This window comes from Xanthomonas sp. WHRI 8393 (assembly GCF_040203315.1).
Lineage (GTDB): Bacteria > Pseudomonadota > Gammaproteobacteria > Xanthomonadales > Xanthomonadaceae > Xanthomonas > Xanthomonas arboricola.
Genome location: NZ_JBEGGL010000002.1, coordinates 535,357 through 556,172, shown reverse-complemented (window position 1 = coordinate 556,172; position 20,816 = coordinate 535,357). Strand labels below are relative to the sequence as shown.

Here is a 20,816-nt window from a genome sequence, read left to right as displayed (position 1 = left end):
TTTTCCGTCCGATAGGACTGAAGCCACTGTAAGCGCTGCACGTCTCACCACTTGTGACAGGGCGCTCCGATCCCTACACTGATCAGGTCAGCGTTTTGATGCTTTCCCCGGGGGTGCACTGGTTTCGACGGGGGTCGCGAAGTCGCTTGGCGCATGCCGAGGGGGCAGCTTTCCTCGTTAATCCAGCAGCAAACTTTTAGTTGCCAACGATGACAACTACGGTTCGGACTTCGCTATCGCCGCTTAATTGGCTTTAGTTGTAGTTCTACAGCCGCCTAAGGCGAACCCCCGAACCTACTTGTGCCCGTGCTCGTAGGTGTAGGGTCATTATCACGGAACCATCGGTAGTGGCTGCCTGTCAGCTACCGGTTAGATAAAGCAGGCTGGTTTCCAGGTGCGCTTTGCCAACCGTGCTGCCTGGGAATGAGATCCAACGGAGGGCTAAGCATGTAGTGCTGGGGATGGAGTGCTTCCGGACGGCGGTTCGATTCCGCCCACCTCCACCATCTGATCGCGGAAGAGAGCAGTAAGTGCTTGATTTCGCGAAGGTTAGGCAAGGGGTTTGATGTTCAGTTTGAGCCTGCGTTAGGTATCAAACGAGGTATCAAACCCCGTGCCGAAGCCTTATTTTCTGCGCCGCCCTGCTGGGCTCTATGTGCGCTTCTTCGTCCCGACCGACCTGCAAGCCATCATTGGCTCGCGCTACCTTGTCCGTCCCGTTCGCTTGGCCCTGGGTGATGCTGCCCGTCTGGCCGTGGCACGAACGGCTGTGGCACTCTCGGAAGCATTCGATCAGATGCGGCAGGGAGCGGGCATGCGGGACGATTTGCTGAGCCAGGCGCTGGCCGCGTTGCAAGGGAACGAAGCCCGCCCCTACACCATCAAGGTCGGTGGCGTGGAGCTGTCTGCTGATGGGGCCGAAGACCACGCCCGGCTGCTGGACGCGCTGAAACACCTCCCTCTTCAGCAACTGGCTTCTGTGAAGAGCGCCGGACCGCTGCTGTCAGAGCGCGCCACCATCCACATCAGTGAGATGCGGCGTGTGGGGCGAAGCGCCAAAAACGTGCTCGATACCGAACACAGCTTGGGTCTGTTTGTAGCGCTTGTCGGCGACAAGCCGGTCGAGGACTACAAGACCGATGACGTCCGAAAGTTCCTGGATGCGCTTGAGCACTACCCCAGCAACGCCACCAAGAAGGCGGTGTTCGCCGGCCTCACCCCTGTCGAAATCCTGAGCAAGGCGCGGCAAGGTGGTCACGAACTGCTAAGCATGCGCACCAAGGAAAAGCATCGCGATCGCATTGCGTCCTTCTTCAACGCCTTGGCGAACGAAGACCTGATTAGCAAGGCGCCTCACAAAGCCATCCTCAATCGTGCCAAGTCGCTCACCGATGAGCCGAGTCGTGATCCGTTTAGCCAAGCCGAGCTTGAAGCGCTGCTCGAACTGAATGCATTCACGTCCTGGGCGAAGAAGTATCCCCATCGATGGTTTGGCACGCTGTTGGGATTTGCCACCGGTGCTCGGGTCAACGAGGTCGCTCAGCTCTATGTTGACGACATCGGTAAGGTCGGCGACTTCTGGGGTGTGCATTTCCGTGGAGCCAAGCCGGATCAACGCTTGAAGAACCCCCACTCCTCCCGCTTTGTGCCCCTACCCACATCCCTGATCGATGCCGGATTTTTGATCTACGTGGATGAGGTCAAGTGCGCAGGCTTTGACCGACTGTTCCCGCACCTGCCCTACAACGCCGAAAACGGCTACGGCGACGCGCTTGGGGATCAGTTCCGGGCCTATGCGATCAAGCAAGGGCTGACCCAACGGCTCAAAAGCTTTCACTGCTTCCGGCACACATTGTCCAACTCGCTGGTCAATGAGCACGGCATCTCGCTTCCCATTTCCCAACAAATCACCGGGCACGAGTTGACGCTTCCGCCAGGCTTGAAGCATTACGTCGATCCGCCTTCCGTCCCCGCTCGCTTTTCAGCCATTGAGCAGTTTGGCCCTCCACTTCCTCTACCTGCTTACACACCAGGGCAATTTAATCGGTCGTTCAAGCAGGTTCGCCACATGGAACGGCGACGTGAGCAGGCGGCAGAGAAGAGGACGACCAAGACGCGGACAACCGGTTGGAAGAATTAAGCAGCTTGAGCGTTCTTGTCCCGCCACCTGCCTCCCCACTTCAGTCTGACTTCCTTCGTGGCGACCACACCTAAGCGAACCCAACAACATAATTTCAACGATTCACGACTACGGACGTATTTCAACCGTCGCATTCTTTGAGACTATTAGCGACCACACTACGGTGGCTGGAAAACAGGGGCTCAAATGGATCATGAGTATGTAGTGCTCGGCGGGATCAACCGGGCACAGATCGGGAAATACCTCGCCAGAACAGCTTCGATTGTCTCAGGCCTATTGGTCTGGACCCTATTGCAAGCCGTCGACATCGCGAAGGGGCTTGGCCTTAGCGCAAACCTACCACCCGTTGTCCTATCTCTGCTCGGTGCAGGAACGGTGTATGCCGTTCTTTACTTAATCTTTCGTCGCTGGATCTGGCGCATCCCACTCGTCATGCAATGGTTAAAGGTTGCTGATCTCTCCGGCACATGGATTTGCGAAGGCCATCCCTTCCCACGTCCTGATTCGCACGCCGTCAATTGGAAGGGAACGATGACGATCACGCAGGATTGGGACAGGGTGCGGATCCACCTAGATGCGGGCCTATCAAAATCTAACAGTGACGTTGCGGGCTTGGTTTCGGATCCCATTGAAGGATTTGTGCTGCTTTACAGCTATCGCAATGAGCCCAAAGCTGGAGAAATACAGCTCAACGCTCATCGTGGCTTTGCACGACTGGTGTTCGCAAAAGACATGAAGAGTGGTAACGGCGATTACTTTACCGGTGATGGACGTCACTCGTCGGGCAATTTCACATTAAGGAAGCAGTGATGGCAAAGACTATTAATGAGCGTATCACTGCCTTGAAATCAAGACGCAGTGGCGAGGACCGATTTGATCTCTTGGTAGAGGACGAAGCGGCTTTGGCTAACTACATCGGCAAAATGCTGCGCGAGGAGGCATGGGAAAAGAAAGCGTCTAATAAACCCAACACGCGTTATGCTTTAGGCGCAATGCAAGAAGTGGATGCTGATTACACCCGTATAAGCACTGAGACTGCAACGCGAGTAGCAAATCAGCTCGAAAAACGGGTGAAAGCATTTAACCTGGAATTTCATCTTCAAGGATCCGTCCCGCTAAATGTTCACATCCGGGGAGTCAGCGATGTAGATCTTCTTACGCTCATTAATGAGCGATTCTACAACTATGATCTCAACGGGATTCGCGCTTTGGCCGGGGCTTATCAGCCAACGCAACTGACTTCCTTACAGGAGCTAAAAGATCTTCGAAATGAGGAAGAGCTGGCGTTACGGAACGCGTTCCAGGCAGCGAAAGTTGATACAACGGGAAGTAAAGCAATCAAAATTTCCGGCGGATCGCTTGCCCGGTCGGTCGATGTTGTCCCGTCCCACTGGTATGAGACCGCCGCTTACCAACAAAGCGGCGCGATGCATGATCGCGGAGTCATCATCTTAGACAAAAAGACAAACTCTACGATGACAAACTTCCCCTTCAAGCACATCAAACAGGTGTCAGACCGAGATAGTCTTACACTTGGCTCGCTTAAAAAATCTATACGGCTGGTCAAGAATGTCAAAGCTGATTCAGATAGGACCATTGCACTGCCAAGCTTTGATCTCGCAGCAATCATGTTCCACGCCAACCCGACGGCCCTTCGCGTGGGATATACGTTCGAACTTGCCATTTTAGCAGAGACTCAACGCCACCTCGATTATCTTTATCATCATCCTGACGAGGCAAAACTACTCGATGTCCCTGATGGCACGCGACGCATTTTCGACAGCCAGGCAAAGCTTGACGCACTGTTTAGCTTGTCTGTCGAACTGGATGAATTGCTTGAAGCTGTTGCCAATGAGCATCAAGATCACCAACCTGCCAAAAATCATTATGAGCGCCGACAGTTAATTGACGCCATCCAATTATGACCCCCATCCATAAATTGAAAAATTCTAAAAATTAAACTGCAACGCCAGTGATGAGATTTTTTATAATTACTTGGTTCAAAGTGACGACGCCACCACTACACCCTCATCATAACGGAGTAATTACATTGGAATCGGAATGGAACGCGCCACCGAAGCCCGAGTCAGAACACGACTTCAACCAGATGATGATGGGGCTGGACGAGCACTTCAATGGGTTGGACCTGCATATCCATCAACGTCCTGGCAATGCGGCCATTCTGATTGCCCAAACTTACGGAAAAGGGCAAAAAATCATTCTTTTTGGCGGTGATCCGCCTGGTGACAGCCGACCATTTTCTGCGACCTGGCTCTCTCAACGAGCTCATTCTTGGTATGAGCACCGATATGGGGAAGACATCAAAATTCTGCCTTCCCTTGGCTTTTTCATCATTCCACTTGAACACCGAGCATGGAAGGTGCGTGGACCTTACAGCAACGGCAGCTTACGCTTGGTATGTAATCGACGCCTTCATCAAGGAAGCAAAGAAAACATCATCAATCGTGGCCCTATCGATGGGAACATGCTCGATTGCTTTGAGGGAATGACTCAGTCGTATGCTGATACGTTAGATGAAAAAGCATTCGATGAAATCGAGTCACGCTTTCTTTTGGGCCTAAACGCATTGACGTTTTTAGACGCAATCGCTCAGAGCGATGATCCGCTTTTTCGACAAGCACGCGCAGATTACAACCATAGCGTCGAAGCATTGACGAGCATTGAGCGTAGCTATGGCAAAGCAAGGCGAGATATCGCCACATGTGCTGAGAAAGTCATGAAAGGGTTACTCGCAAGTAAAGGTTTATCCTTCAAATCAAATCATGAACTTGTCAAGCTTGCACAGGCACTCAATGACCAAGGCGATCTTCATGTCGATCTTGAGCTGGCATCCTTTCTCTATACAGATGCAAGTGTGAGCTACGGAAAAGCAGTTTCGAAGGAAGAAGCTCTCGCAGCCCACGCCAATTTACTGCGTTTTTTGTCGGACCTACTTGCTCAGGTCTTTGGGAGGCCGTAACAGATTCTTTCCATGCATTGATCACATTTTTCTCTATAACAGTCACCGGCAACAGGTCTGGCCTGAACATCTTGAAGGTCTGACGCTATGATGTGGCTTGGAAGAGCTAGAAGTCTTCTAGCTCGCACTTAGGAGTCCTGATGAGCTATACCGCAGAGATTAGTCGCACTAGCCCAACCGCCTTCTTGTTTTTGGTCGATCAATCCGGCTCCATGCAGGAAGTGATGACCAATGGGAAATCCAAAGCGCAGTTCGTCGCTGACGTGCTCAACCGCACACTTGCAACTTTGATCACGCGTTGCACCAAATCGGAGGGAACGCGCAACTATTTCGAAGTCGGTGTGCTTGGCTACTCAAACTCGGACGCGCAGAATGGACTGGCGGGTGCGCTCTCGCACACCGTGCTCCACCCAATCTCTCAAATCGAAGCCAGTCCTTTGCGCGTTGAAGACCGAGTCAAGCGGGTCGACGATGGCGCAGGTGGCTTGGTCAGCCAGTCCATCAAGTTCCCTGTCTGGTTTGAAGCACGCGCCTCTGGCGGCACCCCGATGTGTAACGCCATCACGAGCGCAGCCGCTGAACTGGTGGCTTGGTGCGATGCGCATCCAGACAGCTATCCGCCCACCGTTCTCCATGTCACTGACGGCGAATCCACTGACGGTGACCCGGAGGGCCTTGCCCAGCAACTCCAACAAATTGCCACGAATGACGGCAATGTTTTGCTGTTCAACCTGCACGTAAGCGCTAGCGGTGGCGATCCAGTGACGTTCCCGATCTCGGACGCTGGTCTGTCTGACAACTACGCCAAACTCCTTTTCCGGATGTCGAGCCCCCTGCCCCCGCACCTGCAGCAAGCTGCTCAGGAAAAGGGAATCAAGGCGACCATGGAGTCTCGCGGCTTCATGTTCAACGCAGAGACTGCGGAGATCGTGGACTTCTTCGATATCGGAACGCGAGCAGCCCAGCTGCGCTGACCATGCCCATCCAGATCTTGTTCGACGGCTCTGTTGCCAAACATTTGGACGCGCCGGAAGCCAATGAAGACGCCTACCGTTTGGCAGCGGCGTCCGGACGCATCGTGCTGTCTGACGGTGCATCCGAATCATTCGACGCCAAGAACTGGGCCGCGCTTCTTGTGGACCAGTTCTTAGAGCACCCTGCCAATCTGTCTGATGCGATAGCCACATCCACGCGGCAATACGAAGCGCTCCATGACGCGCCAAATCTGTCTTGGTCGAAGGCTGCTGCCTATGAGCGCGGCAGCTTCGGCACCCTGCTTGTTGCACAAGACGAGGCCGAACAGCTACAGATCAGGGTCACGGCGATTGGCGATTCGTTTGCCGCACTCACAGATGGTGAGCAGATGCTCGCGTGCGCGCCCTATGAAAGCTCGGAGCAGTTCTCCCTTCATCCAACATTGATCAGCACCAAGCCCGATCTCAATGCCCCCTTATTTGAAAATGGCAATGGGGTCCGGACTGAGGTTGCTTGGCCGTACGAAACCTCTGGATATCGGCTTCTCTTGTGCATGACAGACGCGCTAGCCGCGTGGCTGCTTGAACACCAGGAGCGCAGTGATCCCACTGCCCTTGAACGACTTCATGCTGTCAGGGAGTTGGAAGAGCTTGTCAGCCTTGTCGAAGAAGAGCGAACCAAAGGGAGCATGAGGCGGGATGACACCACCCTCATCATCGCCGCGTTGACTGGCGCCGGACATCTATGAACTATCCATCGCTTGAGAAATACAACGAAGCACTACAAGCGCCTGCGCGTGCGATTCAAGATCCACAGCTGAGAGCCGGGCAGTTGCGGACCACCGGACTGGGGTTGCCATTGGCTTTGTGTGGCGGCTTTGCACTTACCTATACGGTTGATACGGGCGGAAAGCGTTTTGCGCTACGTTGTTTTCACAAAAAATCCAACGATCTGGAACAGCGCTATCAGGCCATTGCACTCCGACTCAAGCAACTTGCGAGTCCCTACTTCCTGCCGTTCGATTTCATCCCTAACGGGATCCTGATCGATGGGAACCTCTACCCCATCGTCAAAATGGAGTGGGCTCAGGGCACCACGCTTGCCGAGTTCTTGGAACGCAACCACGGAAATGCTGCTGCGCTAACCAAGCTTCGTCAGGCGCTTGCAGCTCTTTCCGCGTATTTGGAAGCACAGCAGATTGCTCATGGCGACATTCAGCCTGAGAACCTGATGGTCAACGCAGACGGTAGTTCCGTCCAGCTCATTGACTATGACGGCATGTTTGTCGAAGCACTACGTGGGAGTGGTGCAACTGAACTTGGCCAAGCCAACTTCCAGCACCCTAAGCGCACGGCGTCCAATTTCAACGAGCAGCTTGATCGCTTTTCTTTCATCACACTTGATGTCGCTTTACAGGCCCTGGCCGTATCTCCGGGACTTTGGAAAGCCTCGAACTCCGAACCCAGCGCTATCGTTTTTCGGCGGAACGACTTCCTTGACCCCGGCACCTCCGTCATCTTCAATCAGGTTCTAGGCCTTCCGGGGCTAACGGTCCCGGCGCAGTCGCTTGCGCAGCTTGCGGATGGGCCTTTTGATCAAGTTCCGACACTTGCCGACTTCCGTGTTCAGCGCGGACTGGGACCGAACACAATTGTGTTCAACCCACAGGGTAAGCCCAAAGACATTGCCTACCAAAGCCCTTATACGGTCTGTGATGCGGCGAACTTTGCCCAAGTCGAAGCTCAGGTCGGCAGCCGCGTGGAGTTGATTGGCAGGATCGTTGATGTCACTCAAAAACGATACGGCAGGAACAAAAAGCCTTTCATCTTCATCAATTTTGGCGATTGGACAGGCAAGTCCGTAAAACTTTCAATTTGGTCTGAGGCATTGCGGCAGTTCCCCTCGGAGCCCAACAGCAGCTGGAATGGACGTTGGGTCAGCGTGACTGGACTGGTAGAGCCGCCCTATCACGGTCAAGCTGGGAAGATATCGTATGTCAGCATCGGCATTAGCATCGAAAATCCAGGTCAGATCAAGCAACTTACAGAGGTAGAAGCACGCTTCCGATTGCGCGGCGGGAAAGCACCTGTTGTTACCGCTGGTCGAAATGAAAACATCCTCAAGGGTATGGGTGGAGCGGGAAATACAGTTCCTCGGAGCACGAGCCAACAAGCTCCCAAGCCACTTCCCCCGCCGAGCACTCCTAACGCTCAAGTCCTTCAAAGGATGCAGCGACAGACGCCTCAGGCTGTTCCAAGGCCAACTGGGTCCGCGCCCCGCCCCAGCTCTCATCAAGTATCACCGGGACCTCGCAAAACTAGCTCACCTAAACGTATGGGCGCAGGAGCTTGGATCGCGCTCATTGTCTTTTTTCTGATTGTCTTGCGTTGGTGTTCTGGCTAGTCAGTGCCCCATGGCGTGCACGCAATAAGCATATGTAGCCAAGCTCAAGAGCATGCTTTAACGACGGGTGTATTTCTCAAAAACGACATTATCAAGGAGGAGCGGATGACAAAGCTCATCAAGGATCAGCAGGAACTTGTGACATGGGTTCGCGAGCAAGCAGGGAAGCTCGACTTAGCTGTTGCATTTTGGGGTAAGGGCGCTTCGAAGGAGTTAGGGCTCCATGATCGCGCGCAGCCATCCCGCATTCTGCTTGAACTGAGCCAAGGTGGCTCATCGCCCGATGAGGTCAGACAGCTCATGAAGCTTCCTAACGTCGAAGTAAAAACTTTGGATCGACTACATGCCAAAGCTTACATCGGCGAGGAAGAAATGATCGTCGGAAGCGCCAATGCTTCTGCAGGAGGATTAGGCATCGTAGGGAGAGAGTCTGTCCATTGGACAGAGTTAGGCGTCAAGGTGGCAGAAGAAGGCCCCTCCACGAAGCGAAAAGCTGGTTCGATGCGGCTTGGATCAGGGGAAAGCGCATCACCAAAACGATGCTAGATGCCGCCCAGCGCTTGATCAATGAACGCAACTCAAAGCTTCTTCCAAGCAACCCAAGCGGCCTCTCCATTTTGCAAGCGGTAAAGCAAGATCCCGATGCGTGGAAGGATGCACGAATTTGGGTCGTCGTTGCGACGCGCAACCTAGGTTTGGAAGGGCAAAAACTGCTTAATGAAGCTCGTTCTTCTAGTCCAACTCCTGAGATCTATGCTTACGAAAACTGGCCTGACATACCGCGAGCAGCAACGCTCATTAGTTTGACAAAGTATGAGAACGAGAAAGTTGAACTAGACGATCCACCGACGTTTAGAACGCCTGAAGAAAAGCAACCAGGCAAGATCCAACTGGTCTTTCCAGAAAAGATCACTGGCTACACGATCGGCACCATCTCCGAATGGAGGCCACTCGTAGAGCGCGCGGAGAAGACCTACACCGGTTGGATCAAGCACGGTGGAATTTCCTTGCGCATCCACGAGTTCGTCAGGCGCTACGGTTAGTGTGTTAGTCGCCTTAAGCAAGCCTTAAAGGCTAGCGAATTACTGAGTCCTGCACACGAAAAAGAGCCCTGCATGCAGGGCTCCTGTGTCGCTGGCGTTGAAGCCTCAGTCACGGCGCCGGGTGCCGACGGCGGTCGGCGTTGTTCCGATCATTTGGCGAACTTTTTGCGACAACGCTAGCTTCAGGCTCGCCGCCCCGACGTGCCATCAGTTTGTTGCGCGGCCAACGGTCAGAAATATCTGAGCCGTCATAGACTTGGCTTCGGTGGCCGAAACTTCAACTCCCAATGCCCGGCATCACCTTCGGCCTGTGGTGGAAGCGCATCATCGCCAGATGCCTCAGGCGTCAGCACCTCGATCGGCTGTGGGGCAAAATTCTTCTCCAAGGCCTCAGACGCTTCCACCATCGCCTTTCGAGCCCGCTTGATGCGCCATTGCTGAATGGCTTGGATGCGAGGAGAGACATGCACCTTCGCCCTCCCCAAACGCTGGCGTGCCCTCGCCACCGCTTGCGCGTCTCCGCTGCCTTCTTGCTCAACAAGCTTGGCTTGCGCATCCAGCACGGCCACACGCGCTTTGTAGGGTCGCACCAGCGTATGGGCATACCTGCTGATTGAGCGAGCAAGCATCTCCGTATCCTCGAACAGGAACGGCTTTGTGGCGTAGCTGTCGACCCGCCGGCAGATGAGTGCGGAGTGCGCCCGCTGGAACTCGTTTTCAATCTGGATACCCGGGATCTGCCGCAAGACTTCGAGAGACTGCTGCGCGACCTCCCGTTGCGCTTCGAGCCAATCTTCGATGAGCTGCGCCTCTTGGTTTAGGACCTCCGAGTCCGGCCGACCCGAAGACCGAGCCAGACGCGTCACGCGACCAAGATGTCGGGTCTGACCGCTGTAAGGTGTGTAAAGTCCTGAACTTGGCGCTGGCGCACGCGCCAAGCGCTCTTTGATCTGCCGCACCCGCTCTGCGCCTGACAACCGACCCCTCCCAACCGCTGTGCGCCCTTCTAATCCAGATTTTTTTGCATTGGCCCGATCCCGAAGTGCAGCCGCATGACTGTGAGATGGTGGCACCTCATGCACGAAGCTGCCACTTTTTTTCATGTGCTCAGCAACAACCCTTGAAAGCGCTAATGCCGCAGCTTTCCCACCTGCACCTTTGACTTCTGCGGTGAACTTCGTTTTGCGCATCACCGCCACTTTGGCTTTGCCCAAGTGCTTGCCAGGCCGGCGCGTGAGTTCGCGGGCGCGTTCAAACTCCCCATTGCGCGCGGCCTCCTGCGCTTGTGCTCGGAGACTGCGATGATCCACACGAGCTGCGTTGCCGGCATTTTTCAGATGCGCATTGATAACCGTTGCGATGTCTTTGCGGATTTGCCGCAACGCTCGCGTTCCTCCGCCTTGTCGGGCGTCAAACTCAGCGCAGGCGCGCTCACCAAGCCCACCCGGACCGACTTTTCTGGCTGACATCAGCAAATGCACATGGTGGTTGCGTTGATCGCCAAGCTTGCTTGGCGTGTGCACCGCAACCAGCACGGCGACTTGGAAGCGCTCGACGAGCAATTGACCCAGCGCCAAAGCGAGCACTCTTCGTTGATGTGGATCGAGTTGATGCGGAAGCGACACCTCGACTTCTCGGCAAACGCGAGCGTTCTTGCGGGTTTCGGCTGATTCATTTGCGTTCCAAAAATACTGCGCATCGAAGCACCACGAAGGCGCGCCCTTCGGTGCAAGCATCTGATGGAAATCGACACCGCCTCGGTGGGAATAATTGTGACCAAGCCCCGTGCTTGTATCGAGCAGATCAAACCCTGCTCGGTAGGCTGCTGCTGCGACCGACGAGTCGCCATTGGCTCGGCTGAAAGACTTCATTGTTGCGTGATAAATCGCCATTGTGAAACTCCTGTTTGTGGAGCACACAAAGAAGCGGCAGAACATCCCCTGTCGAGAGATAAGCGAACTCGACAACAACGAGATTTGAATCTCAGGGTTTTGAGGAGGCCGTGTTGCCTAGCGAAGCATAGCAACGAGGTGGCGAAAGCCACCGCACCAACGCAGAGCGTTGGCGCACGGTTTCTGCAAAGCAGAAACCATAAGTGCGCTCTTGCTGTTTGATTATTTATTTGAATTTCCGCGCTACGGTTGGGTCGGCAATTGCGCCCCCTACGTATGATTAATATTTATACTAGAAGATGAATAGATCCTGTACGAATCTAATTTTGCAATGCCCTGTGCCGATTTCAAGGCAATGGTCTATGCAGCCGTGATGTCCCGTGGTTTTCGGAAATCCAAGCAGCAGCAGGACGAACTGCCGTCAGGTTGGTAGCATCGCCAAAGCCGATCGAACGCGAAGTCGCAACAACTGCAGAAAGAAGGACGCGAAATGCCCAATGACTACTGGGACATGGATGACAAGAACGACCCCAACCTGTTGAACCTCGCCAGCGTGGGCACTTCGATGCTCGTGCCCTTCCCAGTGGGAAAGCTGGTAGATGCTTCCTTGCTCTGGCTCAATGAGCGCTGGTTTCATGACTTGGGCATCGCCATCCACGACAAGCCCACTCGGACCAGCATCTCAGCGTCCTTGCTTGAACGCTTCGCCGTGACCTCCCTCGAAGCTCACTGCGTTGCCGGCAGCTTCGGCGGACGGACACTGGGCGCTGATCGCTATGGTGGGAGCGGTGGGGCAATCCACGGAGGGAGTGGCCGCTGTGGCTCCGATGGCATGCTCATCGCCAAAGGAACCGGCCCCACACCATTGGTCTCCGAGGCCCATGATTGGTCGCACTCGCATGGCTGTCTCTATCTTTACGATGCCATTCGCGAGGCAGTCGCCAGCGAGATCCTCAACGCAGAACTCCCCCACGGGGCAGTCCCCATCGTTGCCATCATCGATGCCGGCTTCTCCCTGGCACGCACCGATGCAGACGAACCGGAACGTTGCGCCATTCTAATCCGGCCCGCTTTCCTTCGCCTGGCGCATTTCGAGCGCAGCCTGTATTTCGGAACATCAGGCAGCGCAAACAGCGATCAATTTCAAGATAGCCTGCGGGTCAAAGATGCCATCCACTTTGCCGACGAACACGCGCAGCTCGATGCGGGCAATCCCAATGGCTTAGGCGTTAACTTGTCTGAGCTCTACCTCCGCCTTGCCGAGCAGATTGCCGCAAGTCGCGCGCATCGCCTTTGGACAGGGCGCCCGACAAGCGACAACATCACATTGAACGCGCAGTTCCTGGATTTCGGCGGCTTCCGCGCAGTTCCCAGCTGGAAGCATGGCACCGATGGACATGGTCATTTCTTCGGCAATGAGATGCGCGATGTTCGCCACTCGCTTCCATCGCTTGCCTACTTCTTCAAGAAGTATTCCCACTTCGACAACACAATCGCCAACATCGATCAACTGCTCATCCAGATCGAGCATCACATGGAAGCTGCGTTTCTCCATCACTGTGCAAAAGCGTGTGCTTTGCCTGAGTCAAGCCCAGAGGTGTTTCATTTCAAAGTGCTCCTTGCGCGCTACTACCGCGAGCAACAGCGCATTGACTATGCGTTCGATCAGCCCACAAAGCACAACGAACGCCACGATTGGCTCTCCGACCACCTCAGAGGCAAAGCAACCCAGGGGTCTCAGATTGGCGAGGAGATCGCAGCTTTCGTGCGCGCACTTCCGAACTCAGATCTTCATCTTTGTGCGGCCAACCGCTGGCTGAGACCACGACCACGCCTTTCCTATCGCGTCTCTAAGCGCCGCGCGATCAAGCTGGTGCGGTCGATCCTCGCCGATCGGTCGTCGGGACCCGAGCGGGTCTCGGTCTTTATCGCAACCGAGGTAGCGGCCTCGCGACGGGTTTGGAGAGGCTTACCACCACACTGGCTTGTCCTAGGCTACGCAAGCGATCACGTGTCCACCGCTTTGTATTTCTTTGATACGCATCGTGTGGCCTATACAGTCCAGCTGGATGGGCCACGCGTGCGTGGCGGAACACTGCTTTTCGGTGCCCAAGTCGCAGATGAGACACTCGGCATCACTAGTTCTGCCCATCGAAACGTCGTGCTTGTCGACTGCGAACCCACCAGCTATCTCGTAGGTCTAGGCTTGAACGGGCGTGCAACAATTCCTGCCGCACTGCTCACCTTCCCAGACGCTGCCGTTGCAGCGCAAACCTTTAGCTCAACCACAGCTTATGCAACCTAATGCCGTTGATGCGCAAGCGCTTGGCTTGGCCATGCAACTCCTGTTCAAGACTGACCGCAAGAGGTTCAGTATCGCAGCAGCTTATGTGTGGCTATGGCCTGCGATTCGCCTAGGCCAGCTCGTCACGATCGAAGACGAAGATGGAGTCTGGACCGGCTACGCCTTATGGGCTTATCTGACGCCTGAAACCGCTAATCATTTGGTTCTGCAAGATCCCCCGTTCTTGCCGATTAGTGACTGGAACGAAGGTGATCAACTCTGGATCCTGGATTTCGTGGCTATGCCAGGGCATCACCGACGCCTGGCCAAAGCACTACGGCACCGCTTGCGCCCTCACTTCAAGCAAGCGCATCGCTTGGTGCGAGATAAGACGGGCGCTATGCTTGGAACCAAGGCTTACACACTTCGCAAAGATGGCTGAGGAAGACACGTTGCTTCCTTGATACGAATGGACGAACCGAAGCGACAAGGCAGTTGCAGCCCATGCATGAAGTGACATCAAGGCCGACTAAGGCCTGGACTGGATTTTTGTTCCTGGGCTTCGGTTCTGGTTTGCCTTATCCGCTGATCGGCAGCACCTTAGGCTATTGGCTCAGCGAAAAATCGCTTTCGATCGCAGTCATCGGTGCCTTGGCTTGGACCGCACTTCCCTACTCCCTCAAATTCCTATGGGCCCGCCATCTCGACCAACGCCGTGCACCGGTCGTTGGAGGCACCATGGCGCACCGTCAGGGCTGGATTGTCTTGTCTTCGGTCATGGTCGCCCTCTCTCTCCTGGGCCTTGTCCTGAGCGTCGTCACCGGTAGTCTGCCGCTCATTGCATTGAGCTCCATCGCAGCCGCCTTTGGCGGTGCGACCCTGGATGCCTCAGTCGATGCATTTCGCATCGAACAGGAGGCAGTGCACCAGCAGCCAGCCAAGCTCCTCACTGCCTATCAGTTTGGCTACCGCATTGCTCTTCTGCTAAGCGACGGTCTGGTGTTCTTGCTCGCAGCGCGGCTGTCTTGGCAAGTTGCTTATGCCCTTCTGCTGCCACTGATGTTGGTGCCCATCTGCGGAACGCTCTTTCTGCAATCCCATCCCGATAGCGACCGCACCCCAGATGCCACGAGTGCGGAGAAGCAGAGGGCTCCGTTGGTGTCGCTTCGACCCTCCACGATGCAAGGATGGATCGCGGTGATCGTCTTCATCGGCTGCTATCGCCTACCGGACATTCTTTTGGGTCCCATGATCAATCCTTTTTTCTATGCCCTTGGCATCGGGAAGAGTGCGGTCGGATCATTGCACATCTGGCTAGCCATCCCTGCTGCCTTCCTCGGAATTTTGGCCGCAGGCACCAGCTTGAGACGCATGTCTCTGGGCACGACCATTCTTGTTGGCGCAGCTCTCCAAGCCCTTGCCCTCCTCGGTCTTGCCTTGCTTTCGTCCAACGAGCGGTCTGTTGAGCTGCTTTGGGCTAGCGTTATTCTTCAAAACCTTGCCAGTAGCTATACCGGCATCGCGTTGGTTGCTTACATGTCAAAGCTAGTCACACTCGGACGGGCAGGAGAGCACTACGCTTGGCTAACAAGCTTCTACTCGATCTTCGGCAGGGTGCTTGCCGGCTTCTCAGGCCTTGCAGTGGCTTATCTCACCACGCTCCATGGACAAAGCCAGGGCTATGGCACTTTCTTCATCGGCATCTGCCTGATGTGCGTGCCTGCCCTCCTCGTCTACTCGCGCATCATTCGCAACACCCTGAGAGAGCGGCCCGAGCCGTAGTGCCATCACGCTATCGCCTCCCATGCCACAGCGGCTGCTTATGACTATGTAGTGCTTAAACTCATCGTTTCACACTAAACATGTTGGTTGCTCATCTCAGCGCTAGCCAACTAGATAGATGCCTAATTGGCTAGCGCCAGCAAAACCTATTAGTTTCGACTTCTTGTGAGACCAAGCAAGCACTCGCCCTTCGAGCTCGCCTTTACATATACCGACGTTTCACCAAGATTGGTTTTATAGAAGACATCCTTACTAACGTCGGTGAGTGGCGCATGGGGATTGGGTGGCAAGACGTATGGAGTGAGCGCAAATTTTTGCTTGATCTTAGACACCTCATAACAGCGTCCGGGCGTCAATTCCATATACGCAAAGCTCACTCCTTTGTCGAGCTCAGGTGGAACCCTGAACTCAACGAAGGAGACTCCATATTGATCCTTTGTCTTCAACGCGGCTGAACGAAAAGCAATGTTCAATGACCGGCTTGAACTTACTTGCCGAAATTCACTGAGGCCGATATCACGGAAAGTTTCATAGTTGACCGGCTTAGCAGAATCATAAAACTTACTAACGATCTCATCCAAATTCAATTGAGAGTCCTTATTTTCAGCATGCGCACTCATCGCCGCAGAAAAATTAAGGATTACCAGAAACGCCATTTTTTTTGAAAAAAACATACCAGCCACCTTCTGAAATTTAATATCTATACACCATGCCATCAGCCCCCAGCGGGTTTCCTACTGTCCCAATAGTTCCCGTAGTATTGCTCATAGCTAATATCATCAGCCTTATTATCAGGAGTTCCATTCACATCAATATGCTCGCCATTCCTGAAAGACTCGCCGATTTGCGCTGAAGCAGCGTCCCAGTTTATCTGACCGGCCTGATATGCGTCATATGTCGCATTATAAGAAGCCACATTGGCGGGATCTGCGGCAATGTTGAAAGCGACACCCTGTGCGGTAAGCTCTCTCTGGACCGCGATTGAGTAGATTGTTGCTTCACCTTCAGTTGCTAGACCCATATTAATGGCTGATGCTCGATCTGTAACCGTGTTCCACTCCCCATCGAAAAGCGTATGCCCTAATTCATGTGTTAGTTGGGATGCTGTATCGCTGGGGTTAGAATACATTTTTACGTAAACTGTTCCACCGCCAGTAGCAAGAGGATCCGTATGAGAATAACCATCAGTGGCCACTATATTGAAACCCTTCGCTTGCGCCAGCTGAACCAGCCCTTCCAAGGTTGCTGACTTATTGACGAGGATATCCACCTCTGCTCCGAGATCAGTCGTCGTATTTTTGTCCGTTGGATTCGGCAGTCCACCCCCGCCTCCACCACTGGGCGGTGGTGTCGGGAACTCAATCGGCGGAGAGGGTGGAAGCGACGGTGGCCCCGAAGGCGGAGGGTTAACAACCACTGGCGGCAGCGTGGGCGGCTCGCTTGGATCGACATCCGCAGCGGCGGCGGCACCTGCCACTAAGAATAGCTCTTCATTTTTCAGCTCTCTCATTACAGCACTCCATACTATGTGTTTAATTTTGTCCTAGTCATTCCCACTATCGACTTCTCAATAACACCCCTCCCTTTGAATTAATTCATAAGCACTGATTGCTCATTGTTGCTTGGACTTTTCAGTAGTTTCCGCTGCATCGCTCTTTTCAGATGCTCTTGGCTGCTCTTTGATCAAGGGCCTTAGAGTTCCGCCCACGAAGAGATAGTGCATGTCGCACATCCGAGAGATGTTCTTGTCGTGCGTCACAATGACTGTAGTCGCGCCGATGCTCTTGATGTTCTTCATCAGCTGTATGCCCATCTGCTCATCAACCCCAGTCGTTGGCTCATCCATCAACAACAACTTAGTGCGCCTGTAGAAGGCTCTGGCCAAGAAGATCCGTTGTTTTTGTCCGCCTGACAGCGTATTTCCCAAGTCGCCAACTCTGGTGTTGAAGCCCATTGGCATACGCTGAATATCATCGTGAATGCATGCCAATTTCGCGGCCTGCACGAGGCGTTCCTGGTCAATGTGCTCATCGAACATAGAGATGTTTTCCGACAGCGTTCCCGACAACAGATTGTCCCCCTGCATGACGATGCTGACCTTGCTCCGGTAGCTCGACTTACCGACCTTCCGTAGATCCTCTCCATTGACCAAGAAGTCTCCGACTTGAAGATCTTCAAGCCCCGCCAGAACGCGGATGAGTGTGGTCTTGCCCACGCCTGAGTTCCCGACGATCGCAATCACCTGGCCTGCCGGGGCCCTGAGCTGCAAGGCGCTCATGATCCACTTGTCGGTGGATGAGTAGCGGAAGTAGCCGTTAGCAATGGCAATAGCGGGCGCAGCATCCTCCAGCGCGCCGTTACCATGCAAAAACGACTCAGGCTCGCTGTGGGTGATGTCTGAAATGCGTTCTGTGTGCAAACGAAGCAGCCGGAGCTGCATCAAGTAGTCGGCCAAGTTGATGCTGCGTTGGCTGAACTGGGTCGCGTAGATCAAAAAGACCGTCAGCACCCCGAGTGTCATATCCCCACTGAGCACCAACCGGGTGCCTTCCCAGATCACAAAGATGCGGCACAGGCCTTGGATGAGGAGCTGGACAGAATCGAACCCGATGCGGATCCGCTCGGCCCCGATGGTCGCGTTGGTCGCTTTCGCGCTGTAGTTCGTGAAGCGCGACGCCCAGAGCGCTGACTTGTTGAACAGCTTGATGGGCTGGATGCTTCGGACCGTTTCGTAGAGCAAGCTTTGTCGGCGTGCATCGATGTTGATCTGATCGAGGTTGGCCTCTTTGAGCTTGGCGTAGTAGGCGTAACGCGAACCCACATAGGCGATGGTGAAAGCCAACAAGGCGAAGGAAAGCGGCGCGTCGTAGCTCATCAAGAGCAACAACATGAGGAAAGACATCACCCCATCGATGACCGCTTCCAGCATCTTCGTCGTGAGTGACTGCTGGATGGAGTAGATCGACTGGAAGCGGCTTGAAATATCCCCGGTATGCCGTTTCACAAAATACGACTGGGGTAGCGACACCAGGTGACGGAACAAGTTGCTGCTCCACCGCAAGCCGGTGGTGGAAGAGATCCACAGCAAGGTCCACTTCCTGGCAACGGTCAAGACGAGTTGGACCAAGAGCACGATCGAAAAGCCGATCGCCAATGTAGTGACCAAGCCATCGTCTTTGACGCTGAGCACCTGATCCATGGTCAGTCGCAGATACTGCGGCGCAATCAGCGCACAACCTTCCAAGAAAAGCGCCAAGATGCCCACAACCCAGAACGCGGGCACCAGGGACCGAAGCGAGCCCGCAAGATCGCGAAGCGACACCGATGGCACGCTCTTGATCTTCTTGAAGGCCGGGCCTGGATGCGCTTCCAACGCAATGCCGCTAAAGAGTTCATCGAACTCGTTGAGCTTGATCTTCTTGACGCCTGTTGCGGGATCGCTGATGTGCACATGCCCTCCCCGCACAGCCGTCAGCACGACAAAGTGTCCGTGGTGCAGATGGACCATGCAAGGCAGCGACAGCTTGGGCAGTTCGTAAAGTTCCAAGCGAAGCGGACGCGTTGTGAGCCCATTGGCATCAGCGATTTCAATCAGCGAAGCGAGCGTTGCCCCACTGGTTGACACCGTAAAGCGGTTGCGAAGCTCCCCGAGGCTCGTTTCATGACCGTAGTAGGAAAGCAGCATCGCAATGCAGGCCAGACCACACTCACTGGACTCCGTCTGGCGGATATGCGGCACACGGCGCTTTGATGAGAACACCAGGCTTGGTTCAGCAGAGCGATCCGTCTCGGCAGCGCCATTGGCTGATGGTGTCAAGACGTCCTTCATCGCTTTTCACCCGTCAAGCGTGATCCCATGGTTTGGAAGGGGTCAAACATCCACTCCCAGATCTTGCGGCCCTCCAAGATCAGCTCCGCGTCCACCTCCATCCCCGGCAGGAAGGACTTTGCTTCTTGGGCGACTCCGATGGTTTGAGAGGGCAATGCCACCTTGGCGGTGTAAACCGGCTCAGTGGGCGACTGGCGACCATAGCGGCGCTCCAACTCACCGAGGGGGCTGGTTTGCGTTGACAGCGATGCGATGCGCCCCTGGATGGCGCCATACTTTGCTTTCGGGAATGCGGCGATGTTAAGCAGCACCTCAGTGCCGACATTCACATGTCCGATGGCCCTGGAAGGAATAAGAATTTCAGCTTCGAACACCGACTCGCTTGGGGTGATGGACGCGATGATCGAGTCGGTGCCAATGCGCTGACCTTGGGATGCATAGATTGCTGCAACGGTGCCGCTCAAGGGTGAGGTGATGGTTTGCAGACGATCGGACTTGGCTCTTGCCACTTGATCTTCGATCGTGGATTTCTCACGCTCGATCTCACTCGCTTGTCTGCTGGCCGTCGTCTTTATCTCGGTGATCTCACCCAGCAATGCGGCACGTTGATTGCGAAGTGTGGACTGCTGCGCGCGGGCATCCTGGATCTCCGCCTCTGCATCCAAGAGAGCATTTTCGTAGGTGAGGTAGGTGTATTTGGACACATACTTCTCAGCAAGCAGCGGCTCAATGGTCTTCAACAGTTCTTTGTTCTTGGCGTATTTCTTTTCCAAGATTGAGATTTTGCGAGCGACTTCCTGCATCGCACCGCTCGTTTCTTCGACTTGACGCGTCAGTTCCCGCTCGCGCTGGCCGGAAAAGTCATGCGCCTGCAATTGCTCCCTGGTCAGCTCTTCTGATCGGGTGAGCGCACGCTTGATCGTCTCATCGGACAGAGAGCGGCCCGCTTCATCGGTAATGTCGGCTGACAGCTCCGCGAGCACTTGGCCCTTCTTGACCAAAGCATTGGGCTTCAATGTCGTTGACAGGATGAGCCCAGGCGTTCCACTGCGGATGTCCACTCGCCCATGCGTGGAAGTGATCTGGCCTGATACATGCTCTCGCTTGGAGTAGGACGCGGTCAGAACAAACGTGGCTAGCAAGAGGAAAAGCACACAGCCACAGCCGATCCAGATTCGGATGGACGAGGGAAACGCATCTTTTAGGTCGCCGAGTGTGGAAGTTGTCTCCGGCCCCTTTCGCTTGCGAAAGAGCGGTTGTTCTGCGTCATCCGTCTGACCTGACTCGCTATCCATAGCACCTACACTTCGAGATCTACTGCACAACTTGCGTGAGTTGAGGCTACCCGCGCAGACATTAAAATTACATTTGCATCTTGTTGATCTGGCGTTGGCATTGGCGCCAAACCTAAGGTTGCAAGCCCCACGCTACTGCTTTTTCAGCAACAAAGGTTTGCGTCAAGCGAAGGTTCGTTGCGCAAAGCGCAGC

At 54.6% G+C, this 20,816-nt stretch carries 17 protein-coding genes and 1 other RNA gene; 13 read left to right on the top strand and 5 right to left on the bottom strand.

Annotated features, from left to right (window positions below):
- The first annotated feature begins 109 nt into the window (after positions 1-109).
- The 10 genes from ssrA (at position 110) to ABQ137_RS08400 (ending at position 9,541) form a co-directional block, all read left to right on the top strand.
- Positions 110-506: a transfer-messenger RNA gene (gene ssrA, locus ABQ137_RS08445) on the top strand.
- Positions 507-613: 107 nt separating this feature from the next.
- Positions 614-2,140 (top strand): site-specific integrase, encoded by a 1,527-nt coding sequence (locus tag ABQ137_RS08440; protein WP_252163527.1) that lies wholly within the window; start codon positions 614-616, stop codon positions 2,138-2,140.
- A gap of 186 nt (positions 2,141-2,326) precedes the next feature.
- Positions 2,327-2,950 carry a Cap15 family cyclic dinucleotide receptor domain-containing protein gene (locus tag ABQ137_RS08435; RefSeq protein ID WP_080581432.1) on the top strand — a complete coding sequence of 208 codons (624 nt, stop codon included), beginning with the start codon at positions 2,327-2,329 and terminating at the stop codon, positions 2,948-2,950.
- On the top strand, positions 2,950-4,065 hold the full coding sequence (locus tag ABQ137_RS08430) for a nucleotidyltransferase family protein (protein WP_252163528.1): 1,116 nt from the start codon (positions 2,950-2,952) through the stop codon (positions 4,063-4,065). The genes ABQ137_RS08435 and ABQ137_RS08430 overlap by 1 nt, the downstream gene beginning before the upstream one ends.
- A 125-nt stretch (positions 4,066-4,190) precedes the next feature.
- On the top strand, positions 4,191-5,120 hold the full coding sequence (locus tag ABQ137_RS08425; protein ID WP_252163529.1) for a HEPN domain-containing protein: 930 nt from the start codon (positions 4,191-4,193) through the stop codon (positions 5,118-5,120).
- A gap of 140 nt (positions 5,121-5,260) precedes the next feature.
- Positions 5,261-6,094, top strand: coding sequence for a vWA domain-containing protein (locus ABQ137_RS08420; RefSeq protein WP_104591936.1), 834 nt, complete (start codon positions 5,261-5,263; stop codon positions 6,092-6,094).
- A gap of 2 nt (positions 6,095-6,096) precedes the next feature.
- Positions 6,097-6,843 (top strand): hypothetical protein, encoded by a 747-nt coding sequence (locus tag ABQ137_RS08415; RefSeq protein ID WP_252163530.1) that lies wholly within the window; start codon positions 6,097-6,099, stop codon positions 6,841-6,843.
- A complete protein-coding gene (locus tag ABQ137_RS08410; protein WP_252163531.1) occupies positions 6,840-8,498 on the top strand; it encodes a protein kinase family protein in 1,659 nt (552 codons plus the stop codon). The genes ABQ137_RS08415 and ABQ137_RS08410 overlap by 4 nt, the downstream gene beginning before the upstream one ends.
- Positions 8,499-8,603: 105 nt before the next feature.
- Positions 8,604-9,044: a phospholipase D family protein gene (locus ABQ137_RS08405; RefSeq protein ID WP_349781992.1), complete on the top strand. Its 441-nt coding sequence runs from the start codon at positions 8,604-8,606 to the stop codon at positions 9,042-9,044.
- On the top strand, positions 9,038-9,541 hold the full coding sequence (locus ABQ137_RS08400) for a hypothetical protein (RefSeq protein ID WP_349781990.1): 504 nt from the start codon (positions 9,038-9,040) through the stop codon (positions 9,539-9,541). Before ABQ137_RS08405 ends, ABQ137_RS08400 begins: the two co-directional genes overlap by 7 nt.
- 248 nt (positions 9,542-9,789) lie before the next feature.
- On the opposite strand, the gene ABQ137_RS08395 is transcribed toward ABQ137_RS08400, so the two are convergent.
- Entirely contained in the window at positions 9,790-11,433 is a 1,644-nt protein-coding gene (locus ABQ137_RS08395) for a MobA/MobL family protein (RefSeq protein ID WP_252163533.1), read from the bottom strand.
- Between the two features lie 490 nt (positions 11,434-11,923).
- On the opposite strand from ABQ137_RS08395, the gene ABQ137_RS08390 reads away from it, so the two are divergent.
- From ABQ137_RS08390 to ABQ137_RS08380, 3 genes are all read left to right on the top strand, one after another.
- Positions 11,924-13,738 carry a protein adenylyltransferase SelO family protein gene (locus ABQ137_RS08390; protein ID WP_252163534.1) on the top strand — a complete coding sequence of 605 codons (1,815 nt, stop codon included), beginning with the start codon at positions 11,924-11,926 and terminating at the stop codon, positions 13,736-13,738.
- Positions 13,728-14,159, top strand: a complete 432-nt coding sequence (locus ABQ137_RS08385; protein WP_126215781.1) for a toxin-activating lysine-acyltransferase — start codon at positions 13,728-13,730, stop codon at positions 14,157-14,159. Before ABQ137_RS08390 ends, ABQ137_RS08385 begins: the two co-directional genes overlap by 11 nt.
- Positions 14,160-14,221: 62 nt before the next feature.
- Entirely contained in the window at positions 14,222-15,499 is a 1,278-nt protein-coding gene (locus tag ABQ137_RS08380) for an MFS transporter (RefSeq protein ID WP_029221016.1), read from the top strand.
- Positions 15,500-15,648: 149 nt separating this feature from the next.
- Here the strand turns inward: ABQ137_RS08380 and ABQ137_RS08375 are convergent, their stop codons facing one another.
- The 4 genes from ABQ137_RS08375 to ABQ137_RS08360 form a co-directional block, all read right to left on the bottom strand.
- Positions 15,649-16,173, bottom strand: a complete 525-nt coding sequence (locus tag ABQ137_RS08375; RefSeq protein WP_074053159.1) for a hypothetical protein — start codon at positions 16,171-16,173, stop codon at positions 15,649-15,651.
- Between the two features lie 41 nt (positions 16,174-16,214).
- The gene (locus tag ABQ137_RS08370; protein ID WP_150114915.1) at positions 16,215-17,009 is read right to left on the bottom strand and encodes a hypothetical protein; all 795 of its coding nucleotides are present in this window, start codon (positions 17,007-17,009) and stop codon (positions 16,215-16,217) included.
- 102 nt (positions 17,010-17,111) lie between these two features.
- Entirely contained in the window at positions 17,112-19,328 is a 2,217-nt protein-coding gene (locus tag ABQ137_RS08365) for a peptidase domain-containing ABC transporter (protein WP_349781986.1), read from the bottom strand.
- On the bottom strand, positions 19,325-20,623 hold the full coding sequence (locus tag ABQ137_RS08360; RefSeq protein WP_349781984.1) for an HlyD family secretion protein: 1,299 nt from the start codon (positions 20,621-20,623) through the stop codon (positions 19,325-19,327). The genes ABQ137_RS08365 and ABQ137_RS08360 overlap by 4 nt, the downstream gene beginning before the upstream one ends.
- Between the last annotated feature and the right edge of the window lie 193 nt (positions 20,624-20,816).

Bases quoted from the DNA above. Each gene is read 5' to 3' on its own strand.
- ABQ137_RS08435 (WP_080581432.1), top strand. From the start codon at position 2,327: ATGGATCATGAGTATGTAGTGCTCGGCGGGATCAACCGGGCACAGATC.
- ABQ137_RS08430 (WP_252163528.1), top strand. From the start codon at position 2,950: ATGGCAAAGACTATTAATGAGCGTATCACTGCCTTGAAATCAAGACGC.
- ABQ137_RS08420 (WP_104591936.1), top strand. From the start codon at position 5,261: ATGAGCTATACCGCAGAGATTAGTCGCACTAGCCCAACCGCCTTCTTG.
- ABQ137_RS08415 (WP_252163530.1), top strand. From the start codon at position 6,097: ATGCCCATCCAGATCTTGTTCGACGGCTCTGTTGCCAAACATTTGGAC.
- ABQ137_RS08410 (WP_252163531.1), top strand. From the start codon at position 6,840: ATGAACTATCCATCGCTTGAGAAATACAACGAAGCACTACAAGCGCCT.
- ABQ137_RS08405 (WP_349781992.1), top strand. From the start codon at position 8,604: ATGACAAAGCTCATCAAGGATCAGCAGGAACTTGTGACATGGGTTCGC.
- ABQ137_RS08400 (WP_349781990.1), top strand. From the start codon at position 9,038: ATGCTAGATGCCGCCCAGCGCTTGATCAATGAACGCAACTCAAAGCTT.
- ABQ137_RS08395 (WP_252163533.1), bottom strand. From the start codon at position 11,433: ATGGCGATTTATCACGCAACAATGAAGTCTTTCAGCCGAGCCAATGGC.
- ABQ137_RS08390 (WP_252163534.1), top strand. From the start codon at position 11,924: ATGCCCAATGACTACTGGGACATGGATGACAAGAACGACCCCAACCTG.
- ABQ137_RS08385 (WP_126215781.1), top strand. From the start codon at position 13,728: ATGCAACCTAATGCCGTTGATGCGCAAGCGCTTGGCTTGGCCATGCAA.
- ABQ137_RS08380 (WP_029221016.1), top strand. From the start codon at position 14,222: ATGCATGAAGTGACATCAAGGCCGACTAAGGCCTGGACTGGATTTTTG.
- ABQ137_RS08375 (WP_074053159.1), bottom strand. From the start codon at position 16,173: ATGTTTTTTTCAAAAAAAATGGCGTTTCTGGTAATCCTTAATTTTTCT.
- ABQ137_RS08370 (WP_150114915.1), bottom strand. From the start codon at position 17,009: ATGAGAGAGCTGAAAAATGAAGAGCTATTCTTAGTGGCAGGTGCCGCC.
- ABQ137_RS08365 (WP_349781986.1), bottom strand. From the start codon at position 19,328: ATGAAGGACGTCTTGACACCATCAGCCAATGGCGCTGCCGAGACGGAT.
- ABQ137_RS08360 (WP_349781984.1), bottom strand. From the start codon at position 20,623: ATGGATAGCGAGTCAGGTCAGACGGATGACGCAGAACAACCGCTCTTT.